Source organism: Pseudomonas sp. JY-Q (assembly GCF_001655295.1).
GTDB classification, from domain to species: domain Bacteria; phylum Pseudomonadota; class Gammaproteobacteria; order Pseudomonadales; family Pseudomonadaceae; genus Aquipseudomonas; species Aquipseudomonas alloputida.
The window spans coordinates 3,000,687-3,026,900 of the sequence record NZ_CP011525.1; the positions used below are offsets into that span (position 1 = coordinate 3,000,687).

Genomic DNA, 26,214 nt, shown 5'->3' on the forward strand with positions numbered 1-26,214 from the left:
GTACACCTTTCCTTCGGTGGGCAACGGCTAGCATCGTGGCTAATTGAAACTATAGTGACTTTTAGCCAATCAGTCAGAGATTGAAGTCATGCCGTCGATTGATGTGTCAGCTGCCGCGAGCCTGCGCAAGCGTGCCCTGAGGGCCGGGTCGTGGAACCTGGTCTCGCAGGTGGCTTCACAGGTGATGCGCCTGGGCGGCAATCTGATCATGGCCCGATTGCTGCTGCCGGAAATGTTCGGCGTGATGGTCATTGCTACCACTGTTTCGATACTGCTGCATTTGCTTTCCGATGTCGGCCTGCGCCAGAACATCATCCAGAGCCACCGTGGTGACGATCCAGATTTTCTCAATACCGCCTGGACCGTGCAGATCATCCGCGGTTTCCTGCTGTTTGCCCTTACCCTGCTGCTGGCCCTGGGGGCCTGGTTGGCACAACTGGCTGAGCTGTGGCCGGCAGACTCTACTTATGCCGCGCCGGTACTGCCGATGGTACTGGCGGTCACCGGCCTGTCGGCGGTCATCTGGGGTTTCCAGTCCACCAAGATAGATGTGGCGGTACGAACTTTCCAACAAAAGCGCGTGGTGCTGGTCGACCTTGCCTCGCAGGTGGCTGGCCTGGTGGTGATGCTGGTGCTGGGCTTGCTGACCCATTCGATCTGGGCGCTGGTGTTATCAGGCCTGGTTTCGGCGGTCGTCTGGACCGTGCTGGGGCACACCGCCCTGGAGGGGCCCAACAACCACCTGCGCTGGGACCGTTCGGCGCTCACCGAGTTGATCGTGTTTGGCCGTTGGATCCTGTTGTCGTCGATGGTCGGCGTGCTGGCGATGTACGGCGACCGCATATGGTTTGGCGCCAGCATGTCGGCGGCGCAACTGGGTGTGTATTCGATCGCCGTGCTGATCCTGGGTGCGGTGCAGACCGCGCTCATGAAAATTGTCGGCGCGGTGGCGCTGCCTGCTTTCAGCGAGGCGGCCAGGGCCGACGACAAGCCGCGCCTGAAAGCGCTGTATTTCCGTTTTCGGCTGCTGGTCGACCTGCTGGTGCTGTTCATTTGTGGCGGTTTCCTGACCGCCAGCCCGCTGCTGATCGGCTGGATGTATGACGATCGCTACCGCGAAGCCGGGCCGATGCTGGCGATTCTCTCGCTATCGTTCATCGTATTGCGCTATACCTTGGCTCATCAGGTGTGGATTGCCTTGGGCCTGACCAAGTACCAGGCCATGGACAACATTATCCGCCTGGTCTCGTTATGGGGGCTGTTGCCGCTACTACTGGCAATTGGCGGGGTGGAGTGGGCGATCTGGGGGGTTGCCCTGCATGCTGTGCCAACGCTTGTGCTGGTTGTGTATGTGAACTGCAAACTGGATATCTTCAGCCTCAAACGTGAGCTGATGGTACTGCCGATGTTGCTGGTCGGGGCGCTGTGCGGGGCACTGTTGACGGCCTTTTTCAACTGGCTGTAGCGCAGTTTGCTGGGTGTAACTTTCATGGCTACAGGTCACGGGATCATGGAGAAGCTCACTTTTTGTAATGCGCAGTTGGGTCGTAGAGGTTTTCTCCAGAGTTGTGTCTTGCTCAGTGTGGGGGGGGCGGTGTTCGGCGCCTCGGCGGCCGTTGCCGGCAAGCCGGTCGAAAAGCCCGGATTCGTGGTAATCAACGGTTGGGTATTACCGTCCCGTTACTTCCGGAACGCGTCAGTATGATCAAGGACTTTCAGCAGCAGAAGGCGCTGCGCGACCACTATGACTTCTGCATCATCGGGGCCGGCCCGGCGGGTATAACCTTGGGCTTGCGCCTGGCAGCCGCCGGCTGGAGCGTCATGATCGCCGAAGGCGGGGGGCGTGAATATGCGCCGCACTCGCAAGGCTTGTACGCGTGCTCATCCACCGGCCTGGAACTGTATGCCGAGGAAACCCGCCTGCGTTACCTGGGTGGTACCTCCAATCACTGGGCTGGCCGTTGTCGTCCATTTACTCCCTCGGATTTTGCCGTCGCCCCGCCAGGCGACTTGCCGGGTTGGCCAATTCCCTACTCGGAGATCGAAGGCTTCCTGCCGGCAGCGATGGAGATCGTCGATCTGGCGCCTGGCTCGGATTTTCGCGCGATGAATGCCGGCCTCAATGGTGGTGACTTCGAGGCGGACCGTTTTCTGCTCAGCACGCCGACACGCTTTGCGCAAAAGTACGCTTCAGCACTGGAGCAGACCCCAGGCCTGGACGTATTCATCAACTGTAATTGCGTTGACCTGGAGTTCGACAAGGCTTCCGGCCACCTGGCTGCGGTGGTGTTGTCCGACTATGAGCGCAATCGTCAACGCCTGGTGGCTGGCAATTTCATTCTGGCCACAGGTGCCATCGAGAATGCCCGGCAGTTGCTCAACAGCGAGACCTTGGTGGCCGCAGGCGTGGTGGGCAAGGAAGGGCTGGTAGGCGGGTGTTTCATGGAACACCTGAACATCGAAATGGGCACTTTTATCCTTAAGTCCGGGCAGGACCCAGAGCCGCGCCAGTACTACACCACCGATGCTTTCGTCGACGAGTACAAGGCCGGTAAAGGCAATGTCACTGCTGTTTTGCTGGCCGATGTGCAGACCTATGGCCGCACTGCCGAGGTGAAGTATTTTCTCGAGAGCCTGGCCTGCGACATGGGGTTTGCCAACAAGGTCGCCTTCGTCGCCAAGTTCAGTTGCCCTGGTGACGGCGTGATCAGCACCATGATCGAGCAGTTCCCCAACCTGCACAGCCGTATTTCGCTGCTGGACGAGAAGGATGCGCTGGGCGTGGCCAAGGTCAATGTCAATTGGGTGCTGAGCGCCGAAGATCGGCACACCATCAAGTGCATTGGCAGCGAACTGGCCAAGCAGTTCGCCGACATGGATCTGGGGTTCGTCAAACTCAACGATTTCGTCTACGACACCTCGATTCCGCTGAAAATGGCGCCCCATGCCCATCACATGGGCACCACGCGTATGGCCGCCTCGCCACAGTTCGGTGTAGTCGATGCCAATTGCAAGGTGTTCGGTACCGAAAACCTGTATGTCGCCGGCAGCAGCATTTTTGCCAAGGGCGGCGCCTCCAACCCGACCATGCCGCTGTTGCAATTTGCCGTGCGGCTGGCCGACCACCTCGATAACAAGATGAAAGCGGCCAGCAGCGCCGCTGCGTGATGCAGGTTGTACACGGGTGAGTGCGATGCGGTCAGCACCTAGAAGAACGAGACCGGAACGCCTCAGGACACTCCAGATTGTTCAGATCGCGAGGCCAGGCAGTATGAAGGGATGGATACGCAAGGCAGTGGCGCACTACGCCCATGCAACCGGGCGAGGGGGCAAATTCTACAGGAGGTTCTGCAACCCCTCTGGTCTTGAATGGGGGGCCTATCTGGCCCGATGGGGCAATTTTCACTCGGTTGGCAGCAATTTCTTCGTCAATACAGGCTGCAAGTTTCTCGACCCGTCGCTGGTCCGCATCGGCAACAGCGTGGGCCTGTCCGACTGCACCTTGATCGGTCATGACGGGGTGGTATTGCTGATCGAGCATCGCTTTGGCAAGCACCTGGATTCGGTCGGTTTCATCGACATCAAGGACAATTGCTTCATCGGCCATGGTGCGATCGTGATGCCTCGCGTGACCATCGGGCCCGAATCCATCGTGGCGGCGGGGGCGGTGGTGACCAAGGACGTGCCACCAGGCACCGTCTATGGTGGCAACCCGGCCGTGTTCATCTGTACCACCGAGCAGTTGATCCAACGGGTCGAGGCACGTTGCGAAGCCTACCCATGGATAGACCTGGTGAAGCAGCGCAACGGGGCCTATGACCCGGAAGTTGAACCGCTATTGATGGCGCAAAGACGTCAGTATTTCTTCGGGGACGGCAAAAATGGCTAGCAAACCTGTGGATGTCATGGTGGTGAACTTCAATACCGCTGGACTGCTGCAGCCGATGTTCGATGCACTGCGCCGGGCCGACAGCGAGCGGCTGGCCAGCTACCTGGTGGTCGACAATGCCTCGCGCGATGACTCGGTGCAGCGCATGGCCCAGGTGTGCCCCGAGGCTCTGCTGCTGAGCAACAAGCAGAACGTGGGGTTCGGCCGGGCCAACAACCAGTTGTTGGCGCACCTCAAGGGCAAGTACGCCTTGCTGCTCAATACCGATGCCTTCGTTGCCGCCGACTCGCTGCAAAAAACGCTCGACTATATGGACGCCCACCCGGAGTGCGGCGTACTGGGGGTGCGCCTGGAGGGTCGCGATGGCGACCTGCAACCAAGCTGTCGCTACTTCCCCACGCCGCTCAATGTGTTCGTTGGGCGTACCGGGTTGGGGCGGTTCTTCCCAGGGCTGAAGATGGTCGACGAAATGAACTGGGACCACGCCTCTGTGCGCGAGTGTGACTGGTTGCCCGGCTGCTTCTACCTCGTACGCCGCGAAGTACTCGACAAGGTGGGTTTGTTCGACCCGCGCTATTTCCTTTATTACGAGGAGGTGGACCACTGCAAGCGGGTGAAGGAAGCGGGCTGGAAAGTGGTGTTTTACCCGCATACCACGGTGGTGCATATCGGTGGCGAAAGCTCCAAGTCGGTGGCGGAGCTGGAGGCCGCCAGCCGGCAGATCTCGTCCTATCAGATCGAAAGCGAGTTGCTGTACTTTCGCAAGCATCACGGGGTGGCGGGGCTTGCCCTGCACATGCTGCTGGTGACGCTGGGCGACTTGGTGCTGGCACTCAAGGCGCTGTTGAAACGACGCGGCTGGGGCGCCATACAGGCCTGCTGGCGTCATTGCCGGGCAACCTGGTCTTTGCTGTTCAAGACCCGGTACGCCAGCCAACCGACAAGGTAGGTGGAGCCATGTTCGAGAATATTCGCGCCGACCTGCGTGCCCATGGCGGGGACTGGGGCGCCCAGGGCTTCTGGGTATTGCTGGTGTACCGCTTTGGCCGCTGGCGCTATACGCTGCGCCCGGCACTGCTGCGCAAACTGTGCTCGCTCATCTACAAGGTGCTGTTCAAATTCGTCCAGATCATCACCGGTATCGAACTGCCGTGCGAAGTGGTGATCGGGCGCAACTTCGTCATCGATCATTTTGGCGGCATCGTTGTCAGCGGCTATGCCCGCTTCGGCGATGACTGCCGTATCCGCAACGGCGTGGTGGTGGGCCTGAAGAATGTCGACGAGCCGATTGCCCCGGTGTTCGGCAACAACGTCGACATCGGCACCGGGGCCAAGGTGCTGGGCAGTATTCGCATCGGCAACAACGTGATCATCGGCGCCAATGCCGTCGTGCTGGTAGATGTGCCTGACAATTCACTGGCAGTGGGGGTGCCGGCCATCATCAAGGCCCGGCAACCGGCCGCCGTGGCATCGGTCGAGTGAGGCCTATGGCAACGGTGATCGGGGTGGTGGTAATCGGCCGCAATGAAGGCCAGCGCCTCGAGCGCTGCCTTGTTTCGCTGGCGCACGGGGCCGACAAAGTCATGTACGTCGACTCGGGTTCCACCGATGGTTCGCTGCAGTTGGCCGCCAACCTTGGCGTGGCAGTACTGGCGCTGGACATGAGTATTCCGTTCACCGCCGCACGCGCCCGCAATGAAGGTTTTGCCGCCTTGCAGCGCCTGTTGCCATCGATGCAACTGGTACAGTTCGTCGATGGCGACTGCGAGGTGAATGCCACCTGGCTGGCCACGGCGCAGGCTTTTCTTGAGCAGCACCCCGCCGTGGCAGTGGTGTGTGGTCGCCGGCGTGAGCGCTTTCCGCAGCGGTCGGTGTACAACTTGCTGTGCGACCTGGAGTGGGATACCCCGGTCGGTGAGGCCAAGGCCTGTGGCGGCGATGCACTGATGCGGGCAGACGCTTTTGCAGCTGTGGGTGGCTTCCGGCCTGACCTGATTGCCGGAGAAGAGCCTGAACTGTGTGTGCGTTTGCGGGCCAACGGCTGGAAAATCTGGCGACTGGCTGCCGAGATGACCCTGCACGATGCCGGCATGACCCGTTTCAGCCAGTGGTGGCGGCGTAGCCTGCGTGCTGGGCACGCCTATGCCGAGGGCGCCTACCTGCATGGCCAGCCACCCGAGCGGCATTGGCTGCGTGAGTCACGTCGGGCCTGGTTGTGGGGCCTGGGCATACCCTTGGTGATCGCGCTGGCCTGCCTGCTGCTGGGCGGCTGGGGCCTGCTCTTGCTGTTGATCTACCCACTGCAGGCCGTGCGCCTGGCCCGCCGCGGCGGCAAGTCGACGCGCGAGAACTGGCTGCAGGCTGTGTTTCTGGTGTTGGGCAAATTCCCGGAAATGCTCGGCCAGCTGAAGTTCCTGCGCCACCGCCTTGCGGCTGGCAAATCGGCTTTGATCGAGTACAAGTGAGAGAAACCCATGATGCTCGGCACCCTCGTGAAAAGCGTGTTTACCTTGCAACCGGGTTACTCGTTGCGGGCGATGCACAACAAGTACAAGTTGGCACGGCAGATCGCCAGGCAGTGGCCTGAGCTGAACGGGTTCCTGCAGCGCATGACGGCGGCGCTGGGCCCGCACGGTTTGCAGCGCCTGGGTGTGGATTGTATCGGTGTCGTGCAATGGCCTTACATCAGCCGATGCTGGGAGGCGCCACAGCGTCTGGATGTGGTGGCTTCGCACTTTGAACAGGTGGCTGGGCAGTTCCCGGCGTTGCTGTTGCTGGGACGCGACGAAAACCTGAAGTTGTGTGACCTGTCCAGCCACTCGCCGGGCTGTTGCCTGGTACTGGACCGACCAATCTGGTTCAAGCGCGAAGGCGAGCTGGTGCTGAACCTGTTCCAGGCCGACCTGCGTGTGGCATCCCTGGCCTTCACCCTGGGCCGCAGCCAAGGTGAGACCAGCCTGTTCATCGGTGCGGTGCAGGGTATTCACAAAGGTATCGACAGCGAAACCTCACTGGCTATCTACCGTGACCTGACCAAGGACTTCGAAGGGTTGCGGCCACGCAGTCTGTTGCTCGAAGCGTTGAAATGCCTGGGCAGGACCCTGGGTGTGACACAGCTGTATGCCGTCAGTGACGCCTGCCGGCACCATCGCCATCCCTATTTTGGCAGCGACAAGGGCCAGGACCTGGCGGCCAACTACGACGTGATCTGGCAGGAACATGGCGCCACAGCGTCTGACCGTGAGGACTTTTTTACCCTGCCTCTAGCACCGGCGCAACGGGCGGAAGCTGACATTCCGGCCAAGAAACGGGCGATGTACCGCCGCCGCCAGGCATTGCTTGACGATGTTTTCACCCGCTTGCAGGCAGCATTGCCAAGCAGCAACCACAACCTTGGACTACAAGGAAAACAGGGGGATGCATTTGCTGTGAGTGCATCGGCAGTAGACAGGCCGCCCGTAGTCGACAGCCTGAAGTGAAGGTTGCCAGGGAAGGTTGGTCATCAAGCGGGTTTGGATCTGGATTCGTATGCATATTGCTTACTTCATCAATCAGTACCCGAAAGTCAGCCACAGTTTCATCCGTCGCGAAATTCTGGCGCTGGAGCGCCAGGGGGTTGAGGTGCAACGTATAGCCCTGCGTGGGTGGGACGCCGAGGTGCAGGATGCCGAGGACGCAACCGAACGGGGCAAGACCCGCTACGTATTGCAAGGTGGGCTCAAGGGGTTGTTGGCACCGACGTGGCAAGTACTGCGTACGCAGCCGCGGCGGTTTTTCCAGGCGCTGGGGCTGGCCATGCGCCTTGGCCTGCGGGCCGACCGTGCCTGGCCCTACCACCTGGTCTACCTGGCCGAGGCCTGCCTGGTGCTGCAATGGTTGCAGGCTGGGGAGGCAACACATGTGCACGCGCATTTCGGCACCAACTCTACTGAAGTGGTCATGCTGGCCAACGTCCTGGGCGGGCCGACATACAGCTTTACCGTGCACGGGCCGGAAGAATTCGACAAACCACAGTTCTTGCACATGGGTGAGAAGGTGCAGCGCGCCGCCTTTGTCGCGGCGGTGAGCTCGTACGGACGAAGCCAGCTGTACCGTTGGGTGGCGCACGAGCACTGGGGCAAGGTGAAGGTGGTGCATTGCGGACTGGAGCGTGGTTTCCATGAGGTGGCGCCAGTCGATGTGCCATCGGCGCCACGGCTGGTGTGTGTTGGGCGCCTGTGCGAACAGAAGGGCCAGCTGCTGTTGCTCGAAGCGGCGCGCTGTCTCGCTGCCCGGTCGATCACCTTCGAGCTGGTGCTGGCGGGTGACGGTGAAATGCGCGAGCAGATCGAGGCCTTGATTGCCCGTCACGGCTTGCAGCAGCAAGTGCGTATCACTGGCTGGATCAGCAGTGCGCAGGTACGTGAGGAAATCCTGGCCGCCCGTGCGCTGGTGCTACCCAGTTTCGCCGAGGGCTTGCCCGTGGTCATCATGGAGGCCATGGCCTTGCGTCGGCCCGTGCTCACCACCTATGTAGCGGGTATCCCCGAGCTGGTGCGGCCTGGCGAGAACGGCTGGCTGTTCCCTGCCGGCGCCGTGGACGAGCTGGCAACAGCCATGGCCGACTGCCTGGCGCAACCGGCCGAGGTACTGCAGCGCATGGGCGAGGTGGCCTACCAGCGTGTGGTGCAACGGCATGACATCGACACCGAGGCGGCCAGGCTGGCCGGCTATTTCAAGGCATACGCATGATAAGTGTATTGGGTTGGTTACTGGGCCTGTTGGCGATCATCGTCCTGGTACCGGTGTTGGTGCTGGTGCTGCAAGTGTTGCTGGCTTGCCTGCCGGTGCGGTCGAGGCCCAAGGGCATTGGCGAGCGCCCGCGAGTGGCGGTGTTGGTGCCCGCCCACGATGAGGCATTGATCATTCGCGCGATGCTGGCGAGCGTTACGCCGCAACTGCTGGACGGCGACCGCTTGCTGGTCGTGGCGGACAACTGTTCGGATGACACGGCCCAGTTGGCACGTGAGGCCGGCGCCGAAGTGGTAGAGCGCCACGATACGCGGTTGCGCGGCAAAGGTTACGCATTGGATTTCGGCGTGCGCCATCTGGCTCAGCGGCCGCCCGAGGTGGTCATCGTGGTGGATGCCGACTGCCAGGTGGGCGAGGGGGCGATCGATTGCCTGGCGCGCCGCTGCCACGCACTCGCCCGCCCGGTACAGTCGCTGTACCTGATGCGTGCACCGGCAGGTGCCGGGTTGCGGGTGCAAGTTGCCGAGTTTGCCTGGCGGGTCAAGAACCTGGTGCGGCCACGCGGCTGGGCGCGCCTGGGCCTGCCATGCCAGCTGATGGGCGCGGGCATGGCGTTCGGCTGGCACGATCTGAGCCTGATCAACCTGGCCAATGGTCATCTGGTCGAGGATGTGAAGCTGGGCCTGGACCTTTGCCAGCAGGGTAAGCCGCCTGCTTTCTGCCCCGAGGCACTGGTCACTAGCCAGTTCCCGCTCAGCCAGCAAGGCCTCAACAGCCAACGCACCCGCTGGGAGCATGGCCATCTGGGCTTGATGCTTGCCGACGCACCCAAACGGGCGATGGCTGCAATCACCCAGCGCAACGCTAGCCTGGCGGCCTTGACCCTGGACCTGCTGGTGCCGCCCCTGGCGTTGCTGGTACTGACCTTGCTCGGGCTTAACCTGGTGACCTGGCTGGCGTACCTGCTGTTCGGCCTGGCGGCGCCCGCGTGGCTCGCCTTTGCCGGTTTGGCCTTGCTGGCCTTCGCCGTGATGTTGGCCTGGGCGCGCTTCTGCCGTGAAGTGATACCGTTCTCGGTGTTGTTGTACGCGCCGTTTTACGCGGCCAGGAAAATTCCCTTGTACCTGAGTTTCCTGATCAAGCGCCAGGTTGAATGGGTGCGTTCAAAACGGGATGACGACTGATGGATCAGTGGCAGAATCGCTGGAAGCGTGTGATCGACCAGCTGGAAGTGATCGCTGATGACGCCGCTGTGCAACGTCTTCTCGACCGCCTGGCTACGCCGGATACGGGCACCGTGCTGGGCTTCGTCAACGCCCATGCGATGAACCTGGTGGTGCGCGATGGTGGCTACAGCCAGGCACTGTCGGCCGCAGATGTGCTGCTGCGCGATGGCGCCGGCATGGCGATTCTGTATCGCCGCCTGGGCCTGGAACCTGGGCTGAACATGAACGGCACTGACTTCATTCCCAGGCTCATGGCTGCTTACCGAGGGCGCAAGGTCGCCTTCTGGGGCACCCGGCAACCCTACCTGGACCAGGCCGTGCGGCGCTGTGAAGCCGAGTTTGGCATCGTGCCGGTGTCGGTTCACGATGGTTTCGCCAGCCTTGAAACCTATTTGCAGTTGGCCCGCGAGCAGCAACCCGAGCTGATCGTGCTGGGCATGGGCATGCCCAAGCAAGAAGCGGTGGCAGCGGAGTTGGCAGTCACTGGCGGGCCATGCCTGATCGTGTGCGGTGGGGCGATCCTGGACTTCCTCGGCGGCAAGGTCAGCCGTGCCCCCGAATGGCTGCGCCGTTTGGGGGGCGAGTGGCTGTACCGCCTGCTGCGCGAACCCAAGCGCCTGTTCATGCGTTACGTGGTGGGCAATCCGCTATTCCTGTTGCGCACCCTGCTGTACCGGCGGGCGGCGGTTTCGGCCAGGCGGGCCCTATGAATCGGTCAAAGTTCGCACAAGCGGTGATTCCGGGTACGCCAGCAGCGGGTGGCTGCTACAGTGATATCAATCGCTTGAGGGCGCTACGCGCCTGCTGCACGGGTTTTGCGTAACCTGTTTTCAAGACTTGCTGTTTGATGGAAGGCACTTGCTACGCTCATTTTGATGAGGTCTGAAATGGTTTTCGAACCCAGAAGCAGTCGTTCCTTACTCCAGAGAAGAAGCAGTGTCAGTAACGCCATTCAGGCCGGCCTCGATGGTATTGCCGTCACCGGTATTGCCTGGTACCTGATCTACGACCAGTTCGGCTATATCACATCCGATTACGTGATCATGCTGCTGTTGCTGATTGGCGCACTGGCAGTCATTTATGATCATTACGCCATCTACCGCACCAACGTCGGGCTGTCGATCAAGGCGTTCCGCCTGTTCAAGGCCTGGTCGGCAACGTTTTGCTTCCTGGTCGTCATGGCGTTCCTGACCAAACAGAGCGAAACCTATTCACGGCTATTGGTGGTGCAACTGTTCGTCATTGGTTATGTCGCCCAGCTATTCTTGCATTTTGCCGTGCGCGAACTGCAAAAGCGCTTTAGCGCGCATGCACGCCTGGACAATGCCCTGATCATCGGCAACGGTGACCTGGCCAACTTCCTGTATCAGAAAATCAGCAACAACCCGTGGTTTGGCGAACGAGTGCTGGGCTGCGTGCTGCTCGACAAAGGCGATGGGCAGGGGTTGGAGAGTGCCGAGGGCAAGCAGCGCCTGCCAGTGCTGGGGCATATTGGCGACCTCGACGAGCTGGTGGCCCAACACGGTATTCGTACGGTGTACCTGGTGACGCCACTGGGTGGCTCCGAGGTCATCAACGACGTTTACTTCAAGTTGCTCGACAAGTGCATTGCGGTGAACTGGGTGCCGGATATCTTCTCGTTGCGCCTGATCAACCACAGCGTGCGGGAAATTGCCGGCATTCCGGTGCTGACCTTGTCGGAGACACCCTTGACGGGCATGAGCCTGTTCTTGAAAAACCTTGAGGACCGGGTGCTGGCCGCGTTGATTTTGCTGTTTGCATCACCTGTGTTGCTGGCTGTTGCGCTGGCCATCAAGATCGACAGCCGCGGGCCGGTGTTCTTCCGCCAGGAACGTACCGGCTGGACAGGAGAATCGTTCCGTATCTGGAAGTTTCGCAGCATGCATGTTCACCAACCGGAAGCAGGTGTGGTCAAGCAGGCGCAGAAGAATGACCCACGGTTGACCCGGGTCGGCGCCTTTATCCGGCGTACAAGCCTTGATGAACTGCCACAATTGTTCAATGTGCTGACCGGGGAAATGTCCCTGGTAGGGCCGCGGCCGCATGCCTTGCAACATGACACCTTGTATTCGCAGGATATCGTTGACTACTTTGCCCGCCACAATATCAAGCCCGGCATGACAGGTTTGGCGCAGGTGCGCGGGTTCAGGGGGGAGACCAAGGATATCGAGCAAATGATCCAGCGAGTCGACTCGGACATCGAGTACATCAACAACTGGTCGTTGTGGCTGGACTTCGTGATCCTGGTGCGCACGCTCAATGCCTTCACCGGTAAGCAGGCTTATTGAGCGAAGCGCTCCTGCTCAAGCGCGCCCAAGTGGCTATTCCTTGTTCAACGGATGCAACGCCCTGAACCCCCGCGCTTCTTCCACCAGCCAGTCATGCACCGCCCGCGCACCTGGCTGGTTCAAGCCGCCAGGCGGGTAATGCACCACATAACGCTTGTGGTTGGCGATCGGTACACCAAAGGGCACGATCAATGCGCCGCGCTCCAGTTCGTCATTGAGCAGCGTGCGTCGTGCAATCGCCACGCCGATACCGGCAATCGCCGCCTCGATGGTCAGGTGGTTGCGGTTGAAAGTGTGCCCGCGCCGCACATCCAGGCCGGCGGCGCCGATGCCTTCCAGGTAGAACTCCCACTCGGCATATTCCGAACTGCCACGCCAGGCGGTGATGTCATGCAGCAGCGGGTAGTGCGCCAGGTCAGCGGGGCCGTGTAGCGGCGGGCGCCCGCGCAGCAGGCCAGGTGAGCACACCGGGAAGATCTGCTCGTCCAGCAGCGGCGTCGAGAGCATGCCTGGGTAGCTACCATCGTTCAGGTCGATGGCCAGGTCGAAGTCACCCGGGGTCAGCGCCTGGGCGCTGTCTTCGGCGACCAGGCGCAGTTCGATATCCGGGTAGCGCTGTTGAAAACGCGGCAAGCGCGGCGTGAGCCATTTGGCCAGGAACGAGGGGATCGAACGCACACGCAATGTGCCGCGGATTTCCCCCGCGTCCAGCCGCAGCAGCTCGGCTTCGATACTGCCGTAGGCCTCAGCCACCGTCTGGGCCAGGCGTTGCCCCTCGGCGCTCAGCTCCACGCCGCGCGCCCGGCGCAGGAACAGCCGGTAGCCCAGGCGCTCTTCCAGTTGGCGCATCTGCTGGCTGACCGCGCCCGGGGTGATGTGCAGCTCTTCGGCGCAGCGGGTGAAGGACAAGTGCCGGGCTGCGCAGGCAAATACATGCAGCCAGACGAACATCTGACCATTGAGTTGTCGTCGCATCGTTTAGTACCACTAAAGGCTTGCTTAGGAGGTTTCGTTGGTCATCCGTGAGCCAGCGCGGCAGTATCGCGCAAGTTCGCAATAACGCTCAATTTCTTCAGACAACCGTACCCTGGATGCATATCAGGGTAGGCTCAGGCATTAGCATGGCTATCAGTGTTTTCGACCTTTTCAAAATTGGCATCGGGCCGTCCAGTTCCCATACCGTGGGCCCGATGCGGGCGGCGGCCACCTTTGCCCAGGCCTTGCGTGAGCAGGGGGTGCTGGCGCGGGTAACGCGCGTGCAAGTGCGGCTGTATGGCTCGCTGTCGGCTACCGGGGTTGGCCATGCCACCGACCGCGCGTGCCTGCTAGGCTTGATGGGCCAGTGGCCGGACCGTATCGACCCGTCCACGATCGAGTCGCGCATCGGACAGGTCCTGCAAGAGCACTGCCTGATGCTCGACGGTAGCCATCCGCTGGCCTTCGACTATGGCCGTGACATGCTGCTGCTCGACGAGAGCCTGCCTTATCACCCCAATGCCATGAGCCTGGAAGCCATGGACGGGCAGCACAGCCTGTTGAGCCAGACCTATTTTTCGGTGGGCGGCGGCTTCATCGTCGAGCAAGCCGAGATCGATGCGCCGGCAAGCGACACGAATGCCGTGATGCTGCCTTATGAATTCGACAGTGGTGCCCAACTGCTGGCTTTGTGCAAGGCCCACAACCTGAGCGTGGCGCAACTGATGATGGCCAACGAGTGCGCCTGGCGCCCGGAGGCCGAGGTGCGCGAAGGCTTGCTGCGCATCTGGGCGGCCATGCGTGAGTGCGTGGCGAACGGCCTGCGCAACGAGGGCGTCCTGCCGGGCGGCTTGCACGTCAAGCGCCGCGCCGCGCGGTTGCATCGCAGCCTGCAGGAGTTGGGCAAGCCCAACGTGATCGGCTCGACCCTTGGCGCCATGGAGTGGGTCAACCTGTTCGCCTTGGCGGTCAATGAAGAGAATGCCGCCGGTGGGCGTATGGTTACCGCGCCCACCAACGGGGCAGCCGGCATTATCCCGGCGGTGTTGCACTACTACATGAAGTTCAACTCCGGTGCCTGCGATGCTGATGTGGTGGACTTCCTGCTTGGCGCAGCGGCGGTTGGCATCCTGTGCAAAAAGAACGCCTCGATTTCCGGTGCCGAGGTGGGTTGTCAGGGGGAGGTGGGCTCAGCCTGTTCGATGGCTGCTGCCGGCTTGGCGCAGGTACTGGGTGCTACGCCGCCCCAGCTTGAAAACGCCGCCGAAATTGCCCTGGAGCACAACCTTGGGCTGACCTGCGACCCGGTGGGCGGCCTGGTGCAGGTGCCGTGCATCGAGCGCAATGCGATTGCTGCGGTCAAGGCGATCAACGCTGTGCAGATGGCGCTGCGGGGGGATGGCGAGCACTTCATCTCGCTCGACCGGGTGATCCGCACCATGCGTGATACCGGGGCGGACATGCATGCCAATTACAAGGAAACCTCGCGCGGCGGTTTGGCGGTCGCTTTTGTCGAGTGCTGAGTTTTAATGCGGTCAACTGGAGCGGCCTTGTGTCACGATGGGCCGCTCCTGAACCCGGTTGCGACGGACTCAGCGGCCTTTCTGCTTGGCTGCCAGGAAGCTCGCACGCATGTCTTTGGCCCAGCCATCGAGCACCGGCTTGACGTCATTCAAGGTCAGCTTCTGGGTATCGTTCTCCAGTTCCTGGCCCGCGCCCTTGCGGACCACCTGGGCCAGTACCTTCTGGCTGGCGCCGTCCAGGAACGCTGCCTCCACACCGACATCCACGTCCTGGTCACGTCCACCCATGGCGGTATTCACTCCCGCCGCGATAAGCGCGATAGGGATCACCTCGTAAGGCTTGAGGCCCTCGTTACTGGTGGACACTGCCGTGATCGCCGGGCGTACCACGATCACGCCCGGGCCAGGCCCCTTGGCCAACGGCATCACGCTGCCCATTTCGCGGCGCAGGGCCTCGTTGAAGTAGCGGGTGATTTCCTGCAGCGTCTGCTGCGAGATAACCGCTGTGGGCTGCGGCTTGGGGTAGAACTGGCTTGGCTCGACGAATACCTGGCTGTATTGATTGATATTGACCTTGGGGTCGATCCAGCGCATGACCGGGTCACCCGACGGGCTCTTGGCCTCTTGCAGCCGGCTGTAGTCTTTGAGGAAGCCGGAGTAATCCTTGGGGTCCACGCGGTTGCTGGAGCAGGCGGCCACGGCAAGCAGCGCGGCGCACAACAGGGTAATGCGAGGCAATGATTTCATGATGAAAAGGCATCCGTGAGAGGTCGGCCTCAACAACGCTAGCAGGTGCGAGGCAGTTGGCCAGTGGACGGGGCAATCCTCTTTGAAAAGAACACAGTGCGTGGCTCGCCCTGAGGGGCGCTGCAAACGTTGTGGCCCACTCAACCCAGGGCCTCACGCAAGCGGTACCACAACATGCCCAGTGCCAGCAGGGGTGAGCGCAGGGCCTTGCCGCCGGGGAAGGTCAGGTGCGGCACGGCGCTGAACACATCCAGGCCGTGGCTGTGGCCGAGGGCGATGCTTTCGGCCAGCAGTTTCGCCGTCCAGTGCGTCACGTTCAGCCCGTGGCCTGAATAGCCCTGGGCGTAATACACGTTGGGGTGCTGGTTCAGGCGCCCGACCTGGGGGAAACGGTTGGCGGTGATACCAATCATGCCACCCCACTGGTAGTCGATACGCACGTTGGCCAGTTGCGGGAACACCTTCAATACCTTCGGCCGCATGTACGCGCCGATGTCTTTAGGGTCGCGCCCGGAATAGTGGCAGGCGCCACCGAACAGCAAGCGGCGGTCTGCGGTGAGGCGGTAGTAGTCCAGGCCGACCTTCTGGTCGCACAGCGCCATGTTCTGCGGGATCAGGCTGCTGGCCAGCGCTTCGGGCAAGGGTTCGGTGGCCACCACATAGCTGCCGGCCGGCAGTACCTTGCCGCTCAGGCGCGGTTCCAGTTCATCGAGGTGCGCATTGCAGCCCAGCACCAGGCTGCTTGCGCGCACCTTGCCGCGCGCCGTGTGCAGCGTCAACCTGGGCCCGTGCTCAATACGCAGCACCGGGCTTTGCTCGAAAATGCGCACGCCCAGGCTGTGGGCCGCACGGGCTTCGCCCTGGACCAGGTCAAGTGGGTGCAGGTGGCCCGAGCCCATGTCGACCAGGCCGCCAGCGTACTGGTCGCTGGCGACGATCTCGTTCAACTGCCCGGCGCTGACCAGGCGTGTTTCATGGCGATAGCCCAGGGCGGCCAGGTCGTCCTGTTCCTCCTTGAAGGCCGCGAACTGCGCCGTGGTGTTGGCCAGTTCGCAGAAGCCCCAGCGCAGGTCGCAGGCAATGCCGTAGCGGGCGATGCGCTCGGCCACCAGTTCCACTGAGTCGATGCCGGCCTGCTTCAGGTAGCGCACACCGTCCTGGCCAACATGCCGGGCAAAGCCGCTGACATCATGGCCGATACCGCGAATCAGCTGGCCGCCATTGCGCCCACTGGCGCCCCAGCCGATGCGTCGGGCTTCCAGCAGTACCACCGAGAGGCCGCGCTCGGCCAGCTCCAGGGCTGTATTGACCCCAGTCAGTCCGCCGCCGATCACGGATACGTCGGCCGTCAGTTCGCTGTCCAGGCTGGGGTAGGGTGCCGCGTCGCGCGCGGTGGCGGCGTAGTACGAGGCGGTGTGTTGGGTATTGAAAGACATGAGCGTTCTCGACTCAGCGGTTGGACTTGATCTTGCTCCAGGAGCGGGTCATGACGCGCATGATTTTTGGGCTTGGGGTGCTGGAGATGTACAGCTTGTCCAGCACCTCCTGGGGTGGGTAGATCTCGGGGTTGTTCACCAGCGATGCATCCATGTAGGCCTTGGCGTCCGGGTTGGCGTTGGCATAGCCGACCGTGGCGCTGACCTTGGCAATCACTTTGGGGTCGAGCAGGTAGTTGATGAACGCCAGGGCCTGCTCGGGGTTGTTGGCGTCCTTGGGGATGGCCAGCAGGTCGAACCACAGGTTGCTGCCTTCCTTGGGAATGCTGTAGGCAACCTTCACGCCGTTTTTCGCCTCTACGGCGCGGTTGGCGGCCTGGAACACGTCGCCGGAGTAGCCGAACGCTACGCAGACATCGCCGTTCGCAAGGTCAGAGACGTACTTGGAGGAGTGGAAGTAGGTGATATAGGGGCGCAGTTCGAGCAGGCGGGCCTCGGCCTTGGCGTAGTCGCCCGGTTTTTCGCTGCGCGGGTCCATGCCCAGGTAGTTGAGCACGGCCGGGAACAGTTCATCGGGCGAGTCCATGAATGCCACGCCGCACTGCTTGAGCTTTTTCAGGTTCTCGGGCTCGAACAGCACCGCCCATGAGTCGATATGGTCCACACCCAGTGCCGCCTTGACCTTGTCGACGTTGTAGCCGATGCCATTGGTGCCCCACAGGTAAGGCACGGCGTACTGGTTGCCGGGGTCGTTCTGTTCAAGTTGCTTGAGCAGTTTGGGGTCCAGGTGCTGCCAGTTCGGCAGCTTGCTGCGGTCCAGCGGCAGGAAGGCGCCGGCCTGGGCCTGGCGGGCGAGGAAGTGGTTGGACGGTACCACCACGTCATAACCCGTGCGCCCGGCCAACAGCTTGCCTTCAAGGGTTTCGTTGGAGTCGAACACGTCATAGACCACCTTGATTCCGCTGCTGGCCTGGAAGTCGGCCAGGGTGGTGTCACCGATGTAGTCGGTCCAGTTGTACACACTGACCGTGGGCGCGGCCTGGGTGGTGGTGGCGAACAGCAGGGTGAATGCAGCGGGGATCAGGGCTTGCAGATGACGCATGGGAACACCTCGTTGGTCTTGTTCTTGGAGTTCAGAGCAGGCTTGCCTGTGCATGGGGTGCAAAGCACCCCTCGCGGTGGATCAGACACTCAGCATCAGGAATTCACGCTCCCATGAGCTGATGACGCGCTTGTAGTTCTCGTGCTCGGCGCGCTTGACCGCCACGTAGCCCTGGACGAACTGCTTGCCCAGGTACTGCTGCACGGTTTCGCAGTCTTCCATGTGCTGCAGCGCATCCTCGATGGTGATCGGCAGGCGCAGGTTGCGTCGCTCATAGGCGCGGCCCTGCACCGGTGCGCTAGGGTCGATCTGCTCGACCATGCCCAGGTAGCCGCACAGCAGGCTGGCAGCGATGGCCAGGTAAGGGTTGGCATCGGCGCCCGGCAGACGGTTTTCCACCCGCATCGCCTCAGGGCTGGACGTGGGCACACGCAGGCCGGCCGTGCGGTTTTCTTCGCCCCACTCGACGTTGACCGGTGCCGAGGTATCCGGCAGGAAGCGGCGGAACGAGTTGACGTTGGGCGCGAACATCGGCAGCAGCTTGGGGATGTACTTCTGCAAGCCGCCGATGTGATGCAGAAACAGCGGGCTCATGCTGCCGTCTTCGTTGGCGAAGATCGGTTTGCCAGTGGCGATGTCGACCACGCTCTGGTGCAGGTGCATGGCACTGCCTGGTTCATCGGTGATCGGCTTGGCCATGAACGTGGCGGCCACGTTGTGCTTGAGCGCGGCCTCGCGCATGGTGCGCTTGAACACGGTGATCTGGTCGGCCAGGTCCAGCGCGTCGCCGTGACGGAAGTTGATTTCCATCTGCGCCGGGCCGTCTTCGTGGATCAGCGTATCCAGGTCCAGGCCCTGGATCTCGCACCAGTCGTAGACGTCCTCGAACAGGGGGTCGAATTCGTTGGCGGCGTCGATCGAGAACGACTGACGGCCACTTTCAGCACGGCCGGAACGCCCCAGTGGTACCTGCAGTGGCAAATCCGGGTCTTCGCAGCGCTTGGTCAGGTAGAACTCCATCTCGGGCGCGACGATCGGCTGCCAGCCCTTGTCGGCGTACAGCTTGAGCACCTTCTTCAGCACGTTGCGTGGCGAAAGCTCGATAGGGTTGCCTTGCTTGTCGAAGGTGTCGTGGATCACGATCGCGGTTGGCTCGATCGCCCACGGGATCTGGTAAACGGCGGTGGGATCGGGGCGGCAGACCATGTCGATGTCGGCGGCGTCGAGCAGGTTGTAATAGATGTCATCGTCGACGTAGTCGCCGGTGACCGTCTGCAGCAGCACGCTTTCTGGCAGGCGCATGCCTCGCTCATGGAGGAACTTGGCGGTGGGCGCAATCTTGCCGCGGGCGATGCCGGTCAAGTCGCTGATCACGCATTCGACTTCGGTGATCCGGTGTTCTTTCAGCCAGGTGGACAGCTGATCGAAGGGGGCGTTCATACAGACCTCTTGGTTGGGTTTTAGTGGGGGAGCGTGGGCGCTTGCGAAAACCGTTGAACAGTTGCGAAGGCGTTACGCTTCCCAGGTGACGCGCTGCAGACTATCTTGGTCGCAGCCCCCCGGGGCAATCTATCCACTTTCTTCAGTATCGAATGCACCAAAAGAGTGCATACAGGACGATGTGTGACAACCGCCAATGCGTTGAAGGTCCAGGCTTTCCACACCACTGACGTCACCGAGCAAGTGCGCGCCACCCCTGGCTGGCAGCAGCAGTACCGGCAGATGTCGCCCGGGTACTTCAGCGGTGAGCTGCGTTGTCTGGGGCTGGAGGGTGTGGAGGTGTACGAAGAGCGCCTGAACACCCGGGTGGAGCAGTTTTTCCGCGCGCCAAGCGGCTCGTTGGCGTTTTGCTTCGACCGCAGCGAGAACAGCCTGTACCTGCTGAACGAACAAAGTCGCAATATCTGGATCACACCGGAGAACTACCACGAAGTGGCGGTCGTGTTCGACCAGGCGTTCCTGGCCCGCCATGGGCTAGACCCGCAGCGTCTGGAAGGGTTGTTCATGGTGCCATTGGGCAGCGGCCAGAATGCGCTGTTCGGCAGCTGGCTCAGCGCCACCTTGACCCGGCTGGGCGAGGAGGGTTGCCCGTTGCAGGGGCAGGCCCTGGCTGAGCAGTTGCTGGAGGACTGCCTGTTCATTCTTGACAACGCCAGCCAGCGTTTACAGGGCGTGGCCCTGGGGCGGCGGGACGAGGAAAGGGCGATCATGCACCGGGTCAGCGAATGGGCGGCCGACTGCCCGGAAGAAACGCTGAACCTGGTGGAGCTGGCGGAGGTTGCCGGGGTTTCATTGCGTCAGTTGCAGCAGGCGTTCAAAGCATTCACCGGCATGCCGCCTGCGCACTGGTTGCGGCTGCGCCGGTTGAACGGCGCGCGGCGCGATCTTTTGCGGGGAGGAGGGGTGACTGTCGCCGAGGTGGCGATGCGTTGGTCGTTCTGGCATTTGGGAAGATTTTCAGAGAGTTACCGGCAGTTGTTCAAGGAGTTTCCGAGCGAGACGTTGAGACGGGGCAGGGGTTGAGGGGGCACGCCAAAACTGAACCCAGCATCTCGTGCCGAAAGTTGCTATCGTGCCGCCCTGATTTCACCCGAGGTGCCGATGTTCTACCTGCCTTTGCCCAGCGACCAGGCTGACCGCCTCGCCAGCGCCGCCGTAACCGAGTTCTTCACCACCGCCAGTGTGCTCGATGCCGCTGCCGTGCTGTTCGTGCAAAACCTGCCACGCCAGCCTGCCACCGCGTCGGCCGACGCGCAGGAGCGTCGTTTCGCCGAAATCGTGCGCATCGCAAACGAAGTCGAAGGTGTCGCCCCCGGGCGCTTCCAGGCCCAGGTAGCGCAGCAATTCGATCGCGAAGCGTTCGCCATGGGCCTGGGCATGCTGGGCGAAAATGGCATTGCACTGCTGTCGGCCGAAGTGGAGTACCAGGCGGACGAATGGCTGGACGACGAAGGCCAGTGGAACTTCCAGTTCGCCGACCGCTACCGCCAACGGGCCACGCCGCTGCACCCAGTGTACCTGCCGTCGCTGGCCAGTGATTTGATGCTCAGCGACCAGCAGAACCGCCTGCTGCGTGAATTCCTCAGTGGCGTCGACGAGTCGGTGGCTGTGCAAGGTTTCGCCGGCACCGGCAAGACCTTCCTGATTCACCAGTTCGCCCGGCTGCTGGAGCCACAGCGCACCTTGCTGCTGGCCTTGACCGAAGGGCAGTTGCGCGCGCTGCAGGCGCGGGTCAAGGACGCTGCCGCCTATACCGCGCTGACCTTCGGCCAATTGGCTGACGAGCTGCTCAACCGTGACCTCACCAGCAACGGCTGGCGATTGCGCGATCCATACCGCACCAAGCTGTCCTGGCGCCCCCAGGAAGCGCAAGTGGTGCGCTGGCTGGCCATCCCTGATATCGGCCCGCTCGCAGCGCGTGACGTGGTTGCCTTGTGCATCCGCGCCGTGCGCACGTTCTGCCACAGTGCCGATACCCAGCTTCAGCTGCATCACTTGCCCTGGGCCGGGCCTGGCACCTCGCCGCTGGATCAGGAGGTGCTGCTGGAAAAGGCGCGTCTGTACTGGCAAGAGCTGATTCGCCCGTCGGCGCGGGACATTCAGCTACCGGTGCGTGACTACCACCGGGTCAAGCTGCTGTCGCTGACCGAGCATGTGATCGACAGCCGTTACACCCATGTCATCGTCGACGAGGCCCACGAGCTGTCGGCACCGATGCTGGCGGTACTCGATCGCAGTCCGCAGTCGATCATTACCCTGGGTGACGAACTGCAGAACCTCAACGGCCTCAGCCCGCACCATGGCAGCTTCATCCGGCAACGCTGCATCGACCATTCACTGCGCGCCGGGCCGGCAATGGACAATGTGCTCAACCCGCTGATCCAGGCGCACCCGGCCACGATCCAGGCGGCCTTCAGTGGCAACGCCGAGCACTACACCCGGGTCAGTTTCTTCGATACGGTGATGGTGCCGGAACAGCCCACGGCGCTTATCGTCGATGATGAATGGGGCCTGTTTGGCTGGTTCCAGCGCCTGACGCATCAGGGGGTGCCGTTCTTGTTGCTGAAAAGCGCTCGCAAGGACTTTGAACTGTTCGTCGAGGACTGCATCGAGCTGTACCGCTACGGCACCCGGCCGCGCCACCCGATGCTGTTCCGCTATGCCAGCTGGCAGGCGCTGGAACAGGACAAGGGCGATGACAAAGCGTTCGTCGCCGTGGCCAATATGCTGCGCAAGGGCTACACGCCGGAGCACTTTGCCAAGGCCAAGAGCCGTTACCGCTGGGACAAGGCGCCGAAGCTGTTCCTGGGGCGAGTACGGGATGTGAAGAACATGGAGTTTGCCCGGGTAATGGTGTCGCCGGAGCTGATGGTGGCGCCGCAGGTGGCGGGTAACCGCAATGAACGGGCGCGTATGCTGGCGGGGTTGTATACCGCCTGTTCGCGGGCGCGGCATGAACTGATCGTGCCGGGGGGGATGCTGGACTGGGTCAAGGACCAGGTTCGGGATTGACGCAGCTGGGGCTGCAAAGCAGCCCCAGGGTCATGAATCAGTTACGGTCCAGCCACACGGTCTGGGCATTGGTGAACTCGCGCACACCAAAGTGCGACAGCTCACGGCCGAAACCACTCTTCTTCACGCCACCAAACGCCACGCGGGGGTCGGAAGCGCAGTAGCCGTTGATGAACACGCCGCCGGTATCCAGTGCGGCGGTCATGCGTTCGGCCAGCGCATAGTCGGCTGTGTAGATGGTCGAGGCCAGGCCAAACTCGCTGTCGTTGGCCAGTTCCACGGCATGGTCAGCATCGCGTGCAGTGATGATCGCCGCTACCGGGCCGAACAGCTCCTGCTTGAACGCGGTCATGTCCGGGGTGACATTGGCGAACACCGTCGGCGCGTAGAAGTTGGCCACGCCTTCGACCTTGTTGCCGCCCAGCAGCAACGTGGCGCCTTCGGCCAACGTCGCCTGAACCTGGCCGTCCAACTCGTCGCGCAGGTCATAGCGGGCCATCGGGCCGATATAGGTGTCGTCCTCCAGCGGGTTGCCGACTTTCAACTGGCGAGTGGCTTCAACGAACTTGTGGGTGAACGCATCGACGATGCTGGCTTCCACGATCAGGCGCTTGGCGGCGGCGCACACCTGGCCGGTGTTCTGGTAGCGGCCTATCACCGCGGCCTGGACGGCAGCATCCAGGTCGGCATCGGCCAGCACGATGAAGGGATCGGAGCCACCCAGCTCCAACACGCACTTCTTCAGCGCGGCACCGGCCTGTGCACCAATCGCCATGCCGGCACGCACGCTGCCGGTCAGGGTCACGGCGGCGATGCGCGGATCGTTGATGGCGCGGGTGACGCCATCCGGGGTCACGTTCAACACTTCGAACACGCCTTCCGGCAGGCCGGCATCCTTGAACAGCTCACCCATCAGGTAGGCGCTGCCCATTACGTTCGGTGCGTGCTTGAGCACGTAGGTGTTACCCGCCAGAATCGCCGGCACGGCGCCGCGCAGCACCTGCCAGACCGGGAAGTTCCACGGCATCACGGCCAGGATCGGGCCCAGCGGGCGGTATTCGATACGGGCTTTTTCTACCTGGGTCGGCTCGGCGGCGAGCATGGCCGGGCCGTGCTCGGCGTACCAGCGGCACAGGCCAACGCATTTGGCGACTTCACCACGGGCCTGGGCGATCGGCTTGCCAATTTCACGGCTGATCATGTGCGCGAAAGCTTCAGCCTTGGCTTCGAGGGTACCGGCCAGGGCCAGCAGGTACTCGCTGCGCTGACCCAGCGACACCTGGCGCCACTGGCGATAGCCAACCTTGGCACGTTGCAGCGCCGCTTCCAGTGCGGCGTCGGTGTCGAACGGGTAGGCGCCAATCTGCTCGCCGCTGTACGGGTCGAGGGAGATGGCGTGGGTCAGGCTGCTGATCGCGCTCATGGCGGGACACTCTCGTTGTTGTTAATCAATGAGGCCAGACTAGTGGGCTATGGCTTTAATGAAAACTGAATAATAATGAGCGAAACATTCACGTTTGGAGAATGCCTGTGGACCTGGTGCAACTGGAGATCTTCAAGGCCGTGGCAGAGCAGGGCAGCATCAGCGCCGCCGCGCAGCACATCCATCGGGTGCCGTCGAACCTGACTACGCGCATCAAGCAACTGGAGGAGGACTTGGGTGTAGAACTGTTCATTCGGGAGAAGAGCCGCCTGCGCCTGTCGCCTGCGGGTTGGAACTTCCTCGAATACACCCGGCGCATCCTCGACCTGGTCCATGAGGCGCGGCTGACCGTGGCGGGTGAAGACCCGCAGGGCACCTTTGCCCTCGGATCGCTGGAAAGCACGGCGGCGGTGCGCATCCCGGCGCTGCTGGCCGCCTACAACCAACGCTACCCCAAGGTTGACCTTGACCTGTCCACCGGGCCCTCCGGGACCATGCTCGAAGGCGTGCTGTCTGGCCGCCTGGTGGCCGCGTTCGTCGACGGCCCGGTGCTGCACCCGACGCTGGAGGGCATACCGGTGTTCGAGGAAGAGATGATGGTCATTGCGCCGCTCAACCATACACCGGTGACCCGCGCCCAGGACGTGAACGGTGAAAGCATCTACGCCTTCCGTGCCAACTGTTCATACCGCCATCACTTCGAGAACTGGTTCGTGCAGGACCAGGCGGTACCGGGCAAGATCCACGAAATGGAGTCGTACCACGGCATGTTGGCCTGCGTCAGTGCGGGTGCCGGCCTGGCCATGCTGCCGCGCAGCATGCTCGACAATATGCCCGGGTGCAGCACCGTCAGCGCCTGGCCAATGTCGGAGGACTTCCGCTATCTGAAAACCTGGCTGGTATGGCGACGGGGGACGGTCTCGCGCAGTTTGAGCATGTTCGTGAAGTTGCTTGAAGAAGGCCGCGCAAGCTGATGTTTTCACTCGATAACCTGATTATCTGAAGTGAATTTCATCTCCATGACCAGGCATCAGCACGAACACCCCTTCGCTGGGAGGATCAAATGCTAGGTAAGCCATCCTCGAAAGGAGGGTCGTACCATGCGTAACCATCACTATGCGCTCGGCGCAGCCTTACTGATCACCCTGGCCCTGCCATGGACCCTGGCCGCCGCCGCCGACCTCAATGCCCCCATCGACATGCAGGCCGTGCAGTTGCAACCGCAGGAGCAGAATGGCGTGCGCTACCTGCAGGGCGGTATCGGCCAGGACGAGGCCAATGCCCTGCGCAAGACCACGGGTTATGACCTGCACGTAGAGCTTTCGACCGGCCCGGAAGGCAAGTTCCAGAGCGGGGCCACCGTCGATATCCAGACTGCCCAGGGCCAGCCCGTGATCAGCGTCGCCGATGCCGGGCCACTGCTGTATGTGCAGCTGCCTCCCGGCAAATACAAGGTCATTGGCAATGCCCAAGGTCAGGCGGTGCAGCAGTGGGCGGCCGTCACGGGCAAGGCCCCCACGACCGTTAGCCTTAATTGGCGTTGATGAAGAGACAGGCAGGAGTACGGATGTACTCCTGCCTGGGGTAAGGTCACGCCTCGCGAATGCCTGTGCCCGGCAAGCACATCTTTACCGAGTGTTTTAGCCAATAGTGGCAATATACTTCCAACTTTCTGATTATCTGGACAATAATCAGAAAAGTATTACTTCGTATGACCGGTCTGGATGCACCGGTCAGCGCAAAACATCGAGGGGCCCAAGCCCCCGCTTGCCGTGTAGACCATCAGGAGAGTCGTTGATGAAAACCCGTCTAGCCGCTTCGCTGGCCGTTGCAGTGCTGGCCTTTGCCGGGGCCGATCTGGTTCAGGCTGCGCAGATATCAGGCGCCGTGGGCGCCACTGGCCAAGGTGACATGACGTACCGTATCGGCCTGTCGTTCGACTGGGACAAGACATGGCTGGAAAGCAGCGCCGGCCATGTGAGCGGTTACTGGGATGCGGCCTACACCTATTGGGAAGGTGGCGATGCCAGTGGTGCGCACTCGCTGTCGTTCAGCCCGGTGTTCACGTATGAGTTCAGCGGCTTTACCTACACGCCTTACATCGAGGCAGGTATTGGCCTGGCAGCGTTTTCAAAGACCGACGTGGGCGACCAGCGACTGGGGTCGGCGGTCAACTTTGAAGACCGTATCGGCTTTGGCCTGAAGTTGCCGGGAGAACAGAAGGTAGGCATCCGTGCCATGCACTACTCCAACGCCGGTATAAAGCAGCCAAACGACGGCATAGAGTCGTACTCGCTGTTCTATAGCACAGCGTTCTGACATGACGGGGCCGCGGCGCGGC

At 62.0% G+C, this 26,214-nt stretch carries 23 protein-coding genes; 17 read left to right on the top strand and 6 right to left on the bottom strand.

Annotated features, from left to right (window positions below; genetic code table 11):
- Positions 1-88: 88 nt before the first annotated feature.
- The 11 genes from AA098_RS13625 (at position 89) to AA098_RS13675 (ending at position 12,155) form a co-directional block, all read left to right on the top strand.
- The gene (locus AA098_RS13625; protein ID WP_004374251.1) at positions 89-1,465 is read left to right on the top strand and encodes an oligosaccharide flippase family protein; all 1,377 of its coding nucleotides are present in this window, start codon (positions 89-91) and stop codon (positions 1,463-1,465) included.
- A gap of 236 nt (positions 1,466-1,701) precedes the next feature.
- Positions 1,702-3,168 (top strand): GMC oxidoreductase, encoded by a 1,467-nt coding sequence (locus tag AA098_RS13630; RefSeq protein ID WP_064614383.1) that lies wholly within the window; start codon positions 1,702-1,704, stop codon positions 3,166-3,168.
- A 103-nt stretch (positions 3,169-3,271) separates the two neighbouring features.
- Complete coding sequence (locus AA098_RS13635; RefSeq protein WP_004374256.1) at positions 3,272-3,889, top strand: acyltransferase; 618 nt, start codon at positions 3,272-3,274, stop codon at positions 3,887-3,889.
- Positions 3,882-4,838, top strand: a complete 957-nt coding sequence (locus AA098_RS13640; RefSeq protein ID WP_004374259.1) for a glycosyltransferase family 2 protein — start codon at positions 3,882-3,884, stop codon at positions 4,836-4,838. The genes AA098_RS13635 and AA098_RS13640 overlap by 8 nt, the downstream gene beginning before the upstream one ends.
- An 8-nt stretch (positions 4,839-4,846) precedes the next feature.
- Complete coding sequence (locus AA098_RS13645; protein ID WP_004374263.1) at positions 4,847-5,371, top strand: serine O-acetyltransferase; 525 nt, start codon at positions 4,847-4,849, stop codon at positions 5,369-5,371.
- 5 nt (positions 5,372-5,376) lie between these two features.
- Positions 5,377-6,354: a glycosyltransferase family 2 protein gene (locus AA098_RS13650; RefSeq protein WP_004374266.1), complete on the top strand. Its 978-nt coding sequence runs from the start codon at positions 5,377-5,379 to the stop codon at positions 6,352-6,354.
- Positions 6,355-6,363: 9 nt separating this feature from the next.
- Positions 6,364-7,368, top strand: coding sequence for a VirK/YbjX family protein (locus AA098_RS13655; protein ID WP_012052375.1), 1,005 nt, complete (start codon positions 6,364-6,366; stop codon positions 7,366-7,368).
- Positions 7,369-7,417: 49 nt separating this feature from the next.
- Positions 7,418-8,620 (top strand): glycosyltransferase, encoded by a 1,203-nt coding sequence (locus tag AA098_RS13660; RefSeq protein ID WP_004374272.1) that lies wholly within the window; start codon positions 7,418-7,420, stop codon positions 8,618-8,620.
- Positions 8,617-9,804, top strand: a complete 1,188-nt coding sequence (locus AA098_RS13665) for a glycosyltransferase family 2 protein (protein WP_004576281.1) — start codon at positions 8,617-8,619, stop codon at positions 9,802-9,804. The genes AA098_RS13660 and AA098_RS13665 overlap by 4 nt, the downstream gene beginning before the upstream one ends.
- Positions 9,804-10,556 (top strand): WecB/TagA/CpsF family glycosyltransferase, encoded by a 753-nt coding sequence (locus tag AA098_RS13670; RefSeq protein ID WP_004374277.1) that lies wholly within the window; start codon positions 9,804-9,806, stop codon positions 10,554-10,556. Before AA098_RS13665 ends, AA098_RS13670 begins: the two co-directional genes overlap by 1 nt.
- A 177-nt stretch (positions 10,557-10,733) precedes the next feature.
- Complete coding sequence (locus AA098_RS13675; RefSeq protein ID WP_004374281.1) at positions 10,734-12,155, top strand: undecaprenyl-phosphate glucose phosphotransferase; 1,422 nt, start codon at positions 10,734-10,736, stop codon at positions 12,153-12,155.
- A gap of 33 nt (positions 12,156-12,188) precedes the next feature.
- Here the strand turns inward: AA098_RS13675 and AA098_RS13680 are convergent, their stop codons facing one another.
- On the bottom strand, positions 12,189-13,130 hold the full coding sequence (locus AA098_RS13680; RefSeq protein ID WP_014859593.1) for a LysR substrate-binding domain-containing protein: 942 nt from the start codon (positions 13,128-13,130) through the stop codon (positions 12,189-12,191).
- Positions 13,131-13,276: 146 nt separating this feature from the next.
- Between AA098_RS13680 and AA098_RS13685 the strand changes: the two genes are divergently transcribed.
- Positions 13,277-14,653, top strand: a complete 1,377-nt coding sequence (locus AA098_RS13685; RefSeq protein WP_064614385.1) for an L-serine ammonia-lyase — start codon at positions 13,277-13,279, stop codon at positions 14,651-14,653.
- Positions 14,654-14,722: 69 nt separating this feature from the next.
- Here AA098_RS13685 and AA098_RS13690 read toward each other — a convergent pair whose 3' ends face one another.
- The 4 genes from AA098_RS13690 to AA098_RS13705 all read right to left on the bottom strand — a co-directional run bounded on the left by AA098_RS13690 (position 14,723) and on the right by AA098_RS13705 (position 19,378).
- Complete coding sequence (locus tag AA098_RS13690; RefSeq protein ID WP_004374288.1) at positions 14,723-15,400, bottom strand: DUF3313 domain-containing protein; 678 nt, start codon at positions 15,398-15,400, stop codon at positions 14,723-14,725.
- A gap of 140 nt (positions 15,401-15,540) precedes the next feature.
- Positions 15,541-16,836 (bottom strand): FAD-binding oxidoreductase, encoded by a 1,296-nt coding sequence (locus AA098_RS13695; protein WP_064614387.1) that lies wholly within the window; start codon positions 16,834-16,836, stop codon positions 15,541-15,543.
- Positions 16,837-16,849: 13 nt separating this feature from the next.
- Complete coding sequence (locus AA098_RS13700) at positions 16,850-17,938, bottom strand: polyamine ABC transporter substrate-binding protein (protein ID WP_004374291.1); 1,089 nt, start codon at positions 17,936-17,938, stop codon at positions 16,850-16,852.
- A gap of 81 nt (positions 17,939-18,019) precedes the next feature.
- Positions 18,020-19,378: a glutamine synthetase family protein gene (locus tag AA098_RS13705; protein ID WP_004374294.1), complete on the bottom strand. Its 1,359-nt coding sequence runs from the start codon at positions 19,376-19,378 to the stop codon at positions 18,020-18,022.
- Between the two features lie 183 nt (positions 19,379-19,561).
- Here AA098_RS13705 and AA098_RS13710 point away from each other — a divergent pair, with 183 nt between their 5' ends.
- Together AA098_RS13710 and AA098_RS13715 are read left to right on the top strand one after the other, a co-directional pair.
- A complete protein-coding gene (locus AA098_RS13710) occupies positions 19,562-20,461 on the top strand; it encodes a helix-turn-helix domain-containing protein (protein WP_004374296.1) in 900 nt (299 codons plus the stop codon).
- Positions 20,462-20,539: 78 nt separating this feature from the next.
- Positions 20,540-22,450 carry an AAA family ATPase gene (locus tag AA098_RS13715; protein WP_004576279.1) on the top strand — a complete coding sequence of 637 codons (1,911 nt, stop codon included), beginning with the start codon at positions 20,540-20,542 and terminating at the stop codon, positions 22,448-22,450.
- Positions 22,451-22,487: 37 nt separating this feature from the next.
- Here the strand turns inward: AA098_RS13715 and AA098_RS13720 are convergent, their stop codons facing one another.
- Positions 22,488-23,873 (bottom strand): aldehyde dehydrogenase family protein, encoded by a 1,386-nt coding sequence (locus tag AA098_RS13720; protein ID WP_004576278.1) that lies wholly within the window; start codon positions 23,871-23,873, stop codon positions 22,488-22,490.
- Positions 23,874-23,980: 107 nt separating this feature from the next.
- Between AA098_RS13720 and AA098_RS13725 the strand changes: the two genes are divergently transcribed.
- From AA098_RS13725 to AA098_RS13735, 3 genes are all read left to right on the top strand, one after another.
- On the top strand, positions 23,981-24,847 hold the full coding sequence (locus tag AA098_RS13725) for a LysR family transcriptional regulator (protein ID WP_004374302.1): 867 nt from the start codon (positions 23,981-23,983) through the stop codon (positions 24,845-24,847).
- Positions 24,848-24,973: 126 nt separating this feature from the next.
- Positions 24,974-25,417 (top strand): hypothetical protein, encoded by a 444-nt coding sequence (locus AA098_RS13730; RefSeq protein ID WP_004374305.1) that lies wholly within the window; start codon positions 24,974-24,976, stop codon positions 25,415-25,417.
- A gap of 253 nt (positions 25,418-25,670) precedes the next feature.
- Positions 25,671-26,192, top strand: coding sequence for an acyloxyacyl hydrolase (locus AA098_RS13735; RefSeq protein WP_004374308.1), 522 nt, complete (start codon positions 25,671-25,673; stop codon positions 26,190-26,192).
- The last annotated feature ends 22 nt before the right edge of the window (positions 26,193-26,214 follow it).

What these genes read in the sequence shown, in the direction of transcription:
- AA098_RS13625 (WP_004374251.1), top strand. Translation starts at nt 89, where the DNA reads ATGCCGTCGATTGATGTGTCAGCTGCCGCGAGCCTGCGCAAGCGTGCC.
- AA098_RS13630 (WP_064614383.1), top strand. Translation starts at nt 1,702, where the DNA reads ATGATCAAGGACTTTCAGCAGCAGAAGGCGCTGCGCGACCACTATGAC.
- AA098_RS13635 (WP_004374256.1), top strand. Translation starts at nt 3,272, where the DNA reads ATGAAGGGATGGATACGCAAGGCAGTGGCGCACTACGCCCATGCAACC.
- AA098_RS13640 (WP_004374259.1), top strand. Translation starts at nt 3,882, where the DNA reads ATGGCTAGCAAACCTGTGGATGTCATGGTGGTGAACTTCAATACCGCT.
- AA098_RS13645 (WP_004374263.1), top strand. Translation starts at nt 4,847, where the DNA reads ATGTTCGAGAATATTCGCGCCGACCTGCGTGCCCATGGCGGGGACTGG.
- AA098_RS13650 (WP_004374266.1), top strand. Translation starts at nt 5,377, where the DNA reads ATGGCAACGGTGATCGGGGTGGTGGTAATCGGCCGCAATGAAGGCCAG.
- AA098_RS13655 (WP_012052375.1), top strand. Translation starts at nt 6,364, where the DNA reads ATGATGCTCGGCACCCTCGTGAAAAGCGTGTTTACCTTGCAACCGGGT.
- AA098_RS13660 (WP_004374272.1), top strand. Translation starts at nt 7,418, where the DNA reads ATGCATATTGCTTACTTCATCAATCAGTACCCGAAAGTCAGCCACAGT.
- AA098_RS13665 (WP_004576281.1), top strand. Translation starts at nt 8,617, where the DNA reads ATGATAAGTGTATTGGGTTGGTTACTGGGCCTGTTGGCGATCATCGTC.
- AA098_RS13670 (WP_004374277.1), top strand. Translation starts at nt 9,804, where the DNA reads ATGGATCAGTGGCAGAATCGCTGGAAGCGTGTGATCGACCAGCTGGAA.
- AA098_RS13675 (WP_004374281.1), top strand. Translation starts at nt 10,734, where the DNA reads ATGGTTTTCGAACCCAGAAGCAGTCGTTCCTTACTCCAGAGAAGAAGC.
- AA098_RS13680 (WP_014859593.1), bottom strand. Translation starts at nt 13,130, where the DNA reads ATGCGACGACAACTCAATGGTCAGATGTTCGTCTGGCTGCATGTATTT.
- AA098_RS13685 (WP_064614385.1), top strand. Translation starts at nt 13,277, where the DNA reads ATGGCTATCAGTGTTTTCGACCTTTTCAAAATTGGCATCGGGCCGTCC.
- AA098_RS13690 (WP_004374288.1), bottom strand. Translation starts at nt 15,400, where the DNA reads ATGAAATCATTGCCTCGCATTACCCTGTTGTGCGCCGCGCTGCTTGCC.
- AA098_RS13695 (WP_064614387.1), bottom strand. Translation starts at nt 16,836, where the DNA reads ATGTCTTTCAATACCCAACACACCGCCTCGTACTACGCCGCCACCGCG.
- AA098_RS13700 (WP_004374291.1), bottom strand. Translation starts at nt 17,938, where the DNA reads ATGCGTCATCTGCAAGCCCTGATCCCCGCTGCATTCACCCTGCTGTTC.
- AA098_RS13705 (WP_004374294.1), bottom strand. Translation starts at nt 19,378, where the DNA reads ATGAACGCCCCCTTCGATCAGCTGTCCACCTGGCTGAAAGAACACCGG.
- AA098_RS13715 (WP_004576279.1), top strand. Translation starts at nt 20,540, where the DNA reads ATGTTCTACCTGCCTTTGCCCAGCGACCAGGCTGACCGCCTCGCCAGC.
- AA098_RS13720 (WP_004576278.1), bottom strand. Translation starts at nt 23,873, where the DNA reads ATGAGCGCGATCAGCAGCCTGACCCACGCCATCTCCCTCGACCCGTAC.
- AA098_RS13730 (WP_004374305.1), top strand. Translation starts at nt 24,974, where the DNA reads ATGCGTAACCATCACTATGCGCTCGGCGCAGCCTTACTGATCACCCTG.
- AA098_RS13735 (WP_004374308.1), top strand. Translation starts at nt 25,671, where the DNA reads ATGAAAACCCGTCTAGCCGCTTCGCTGGCCGTTGCAGTGCTGGCCTTT.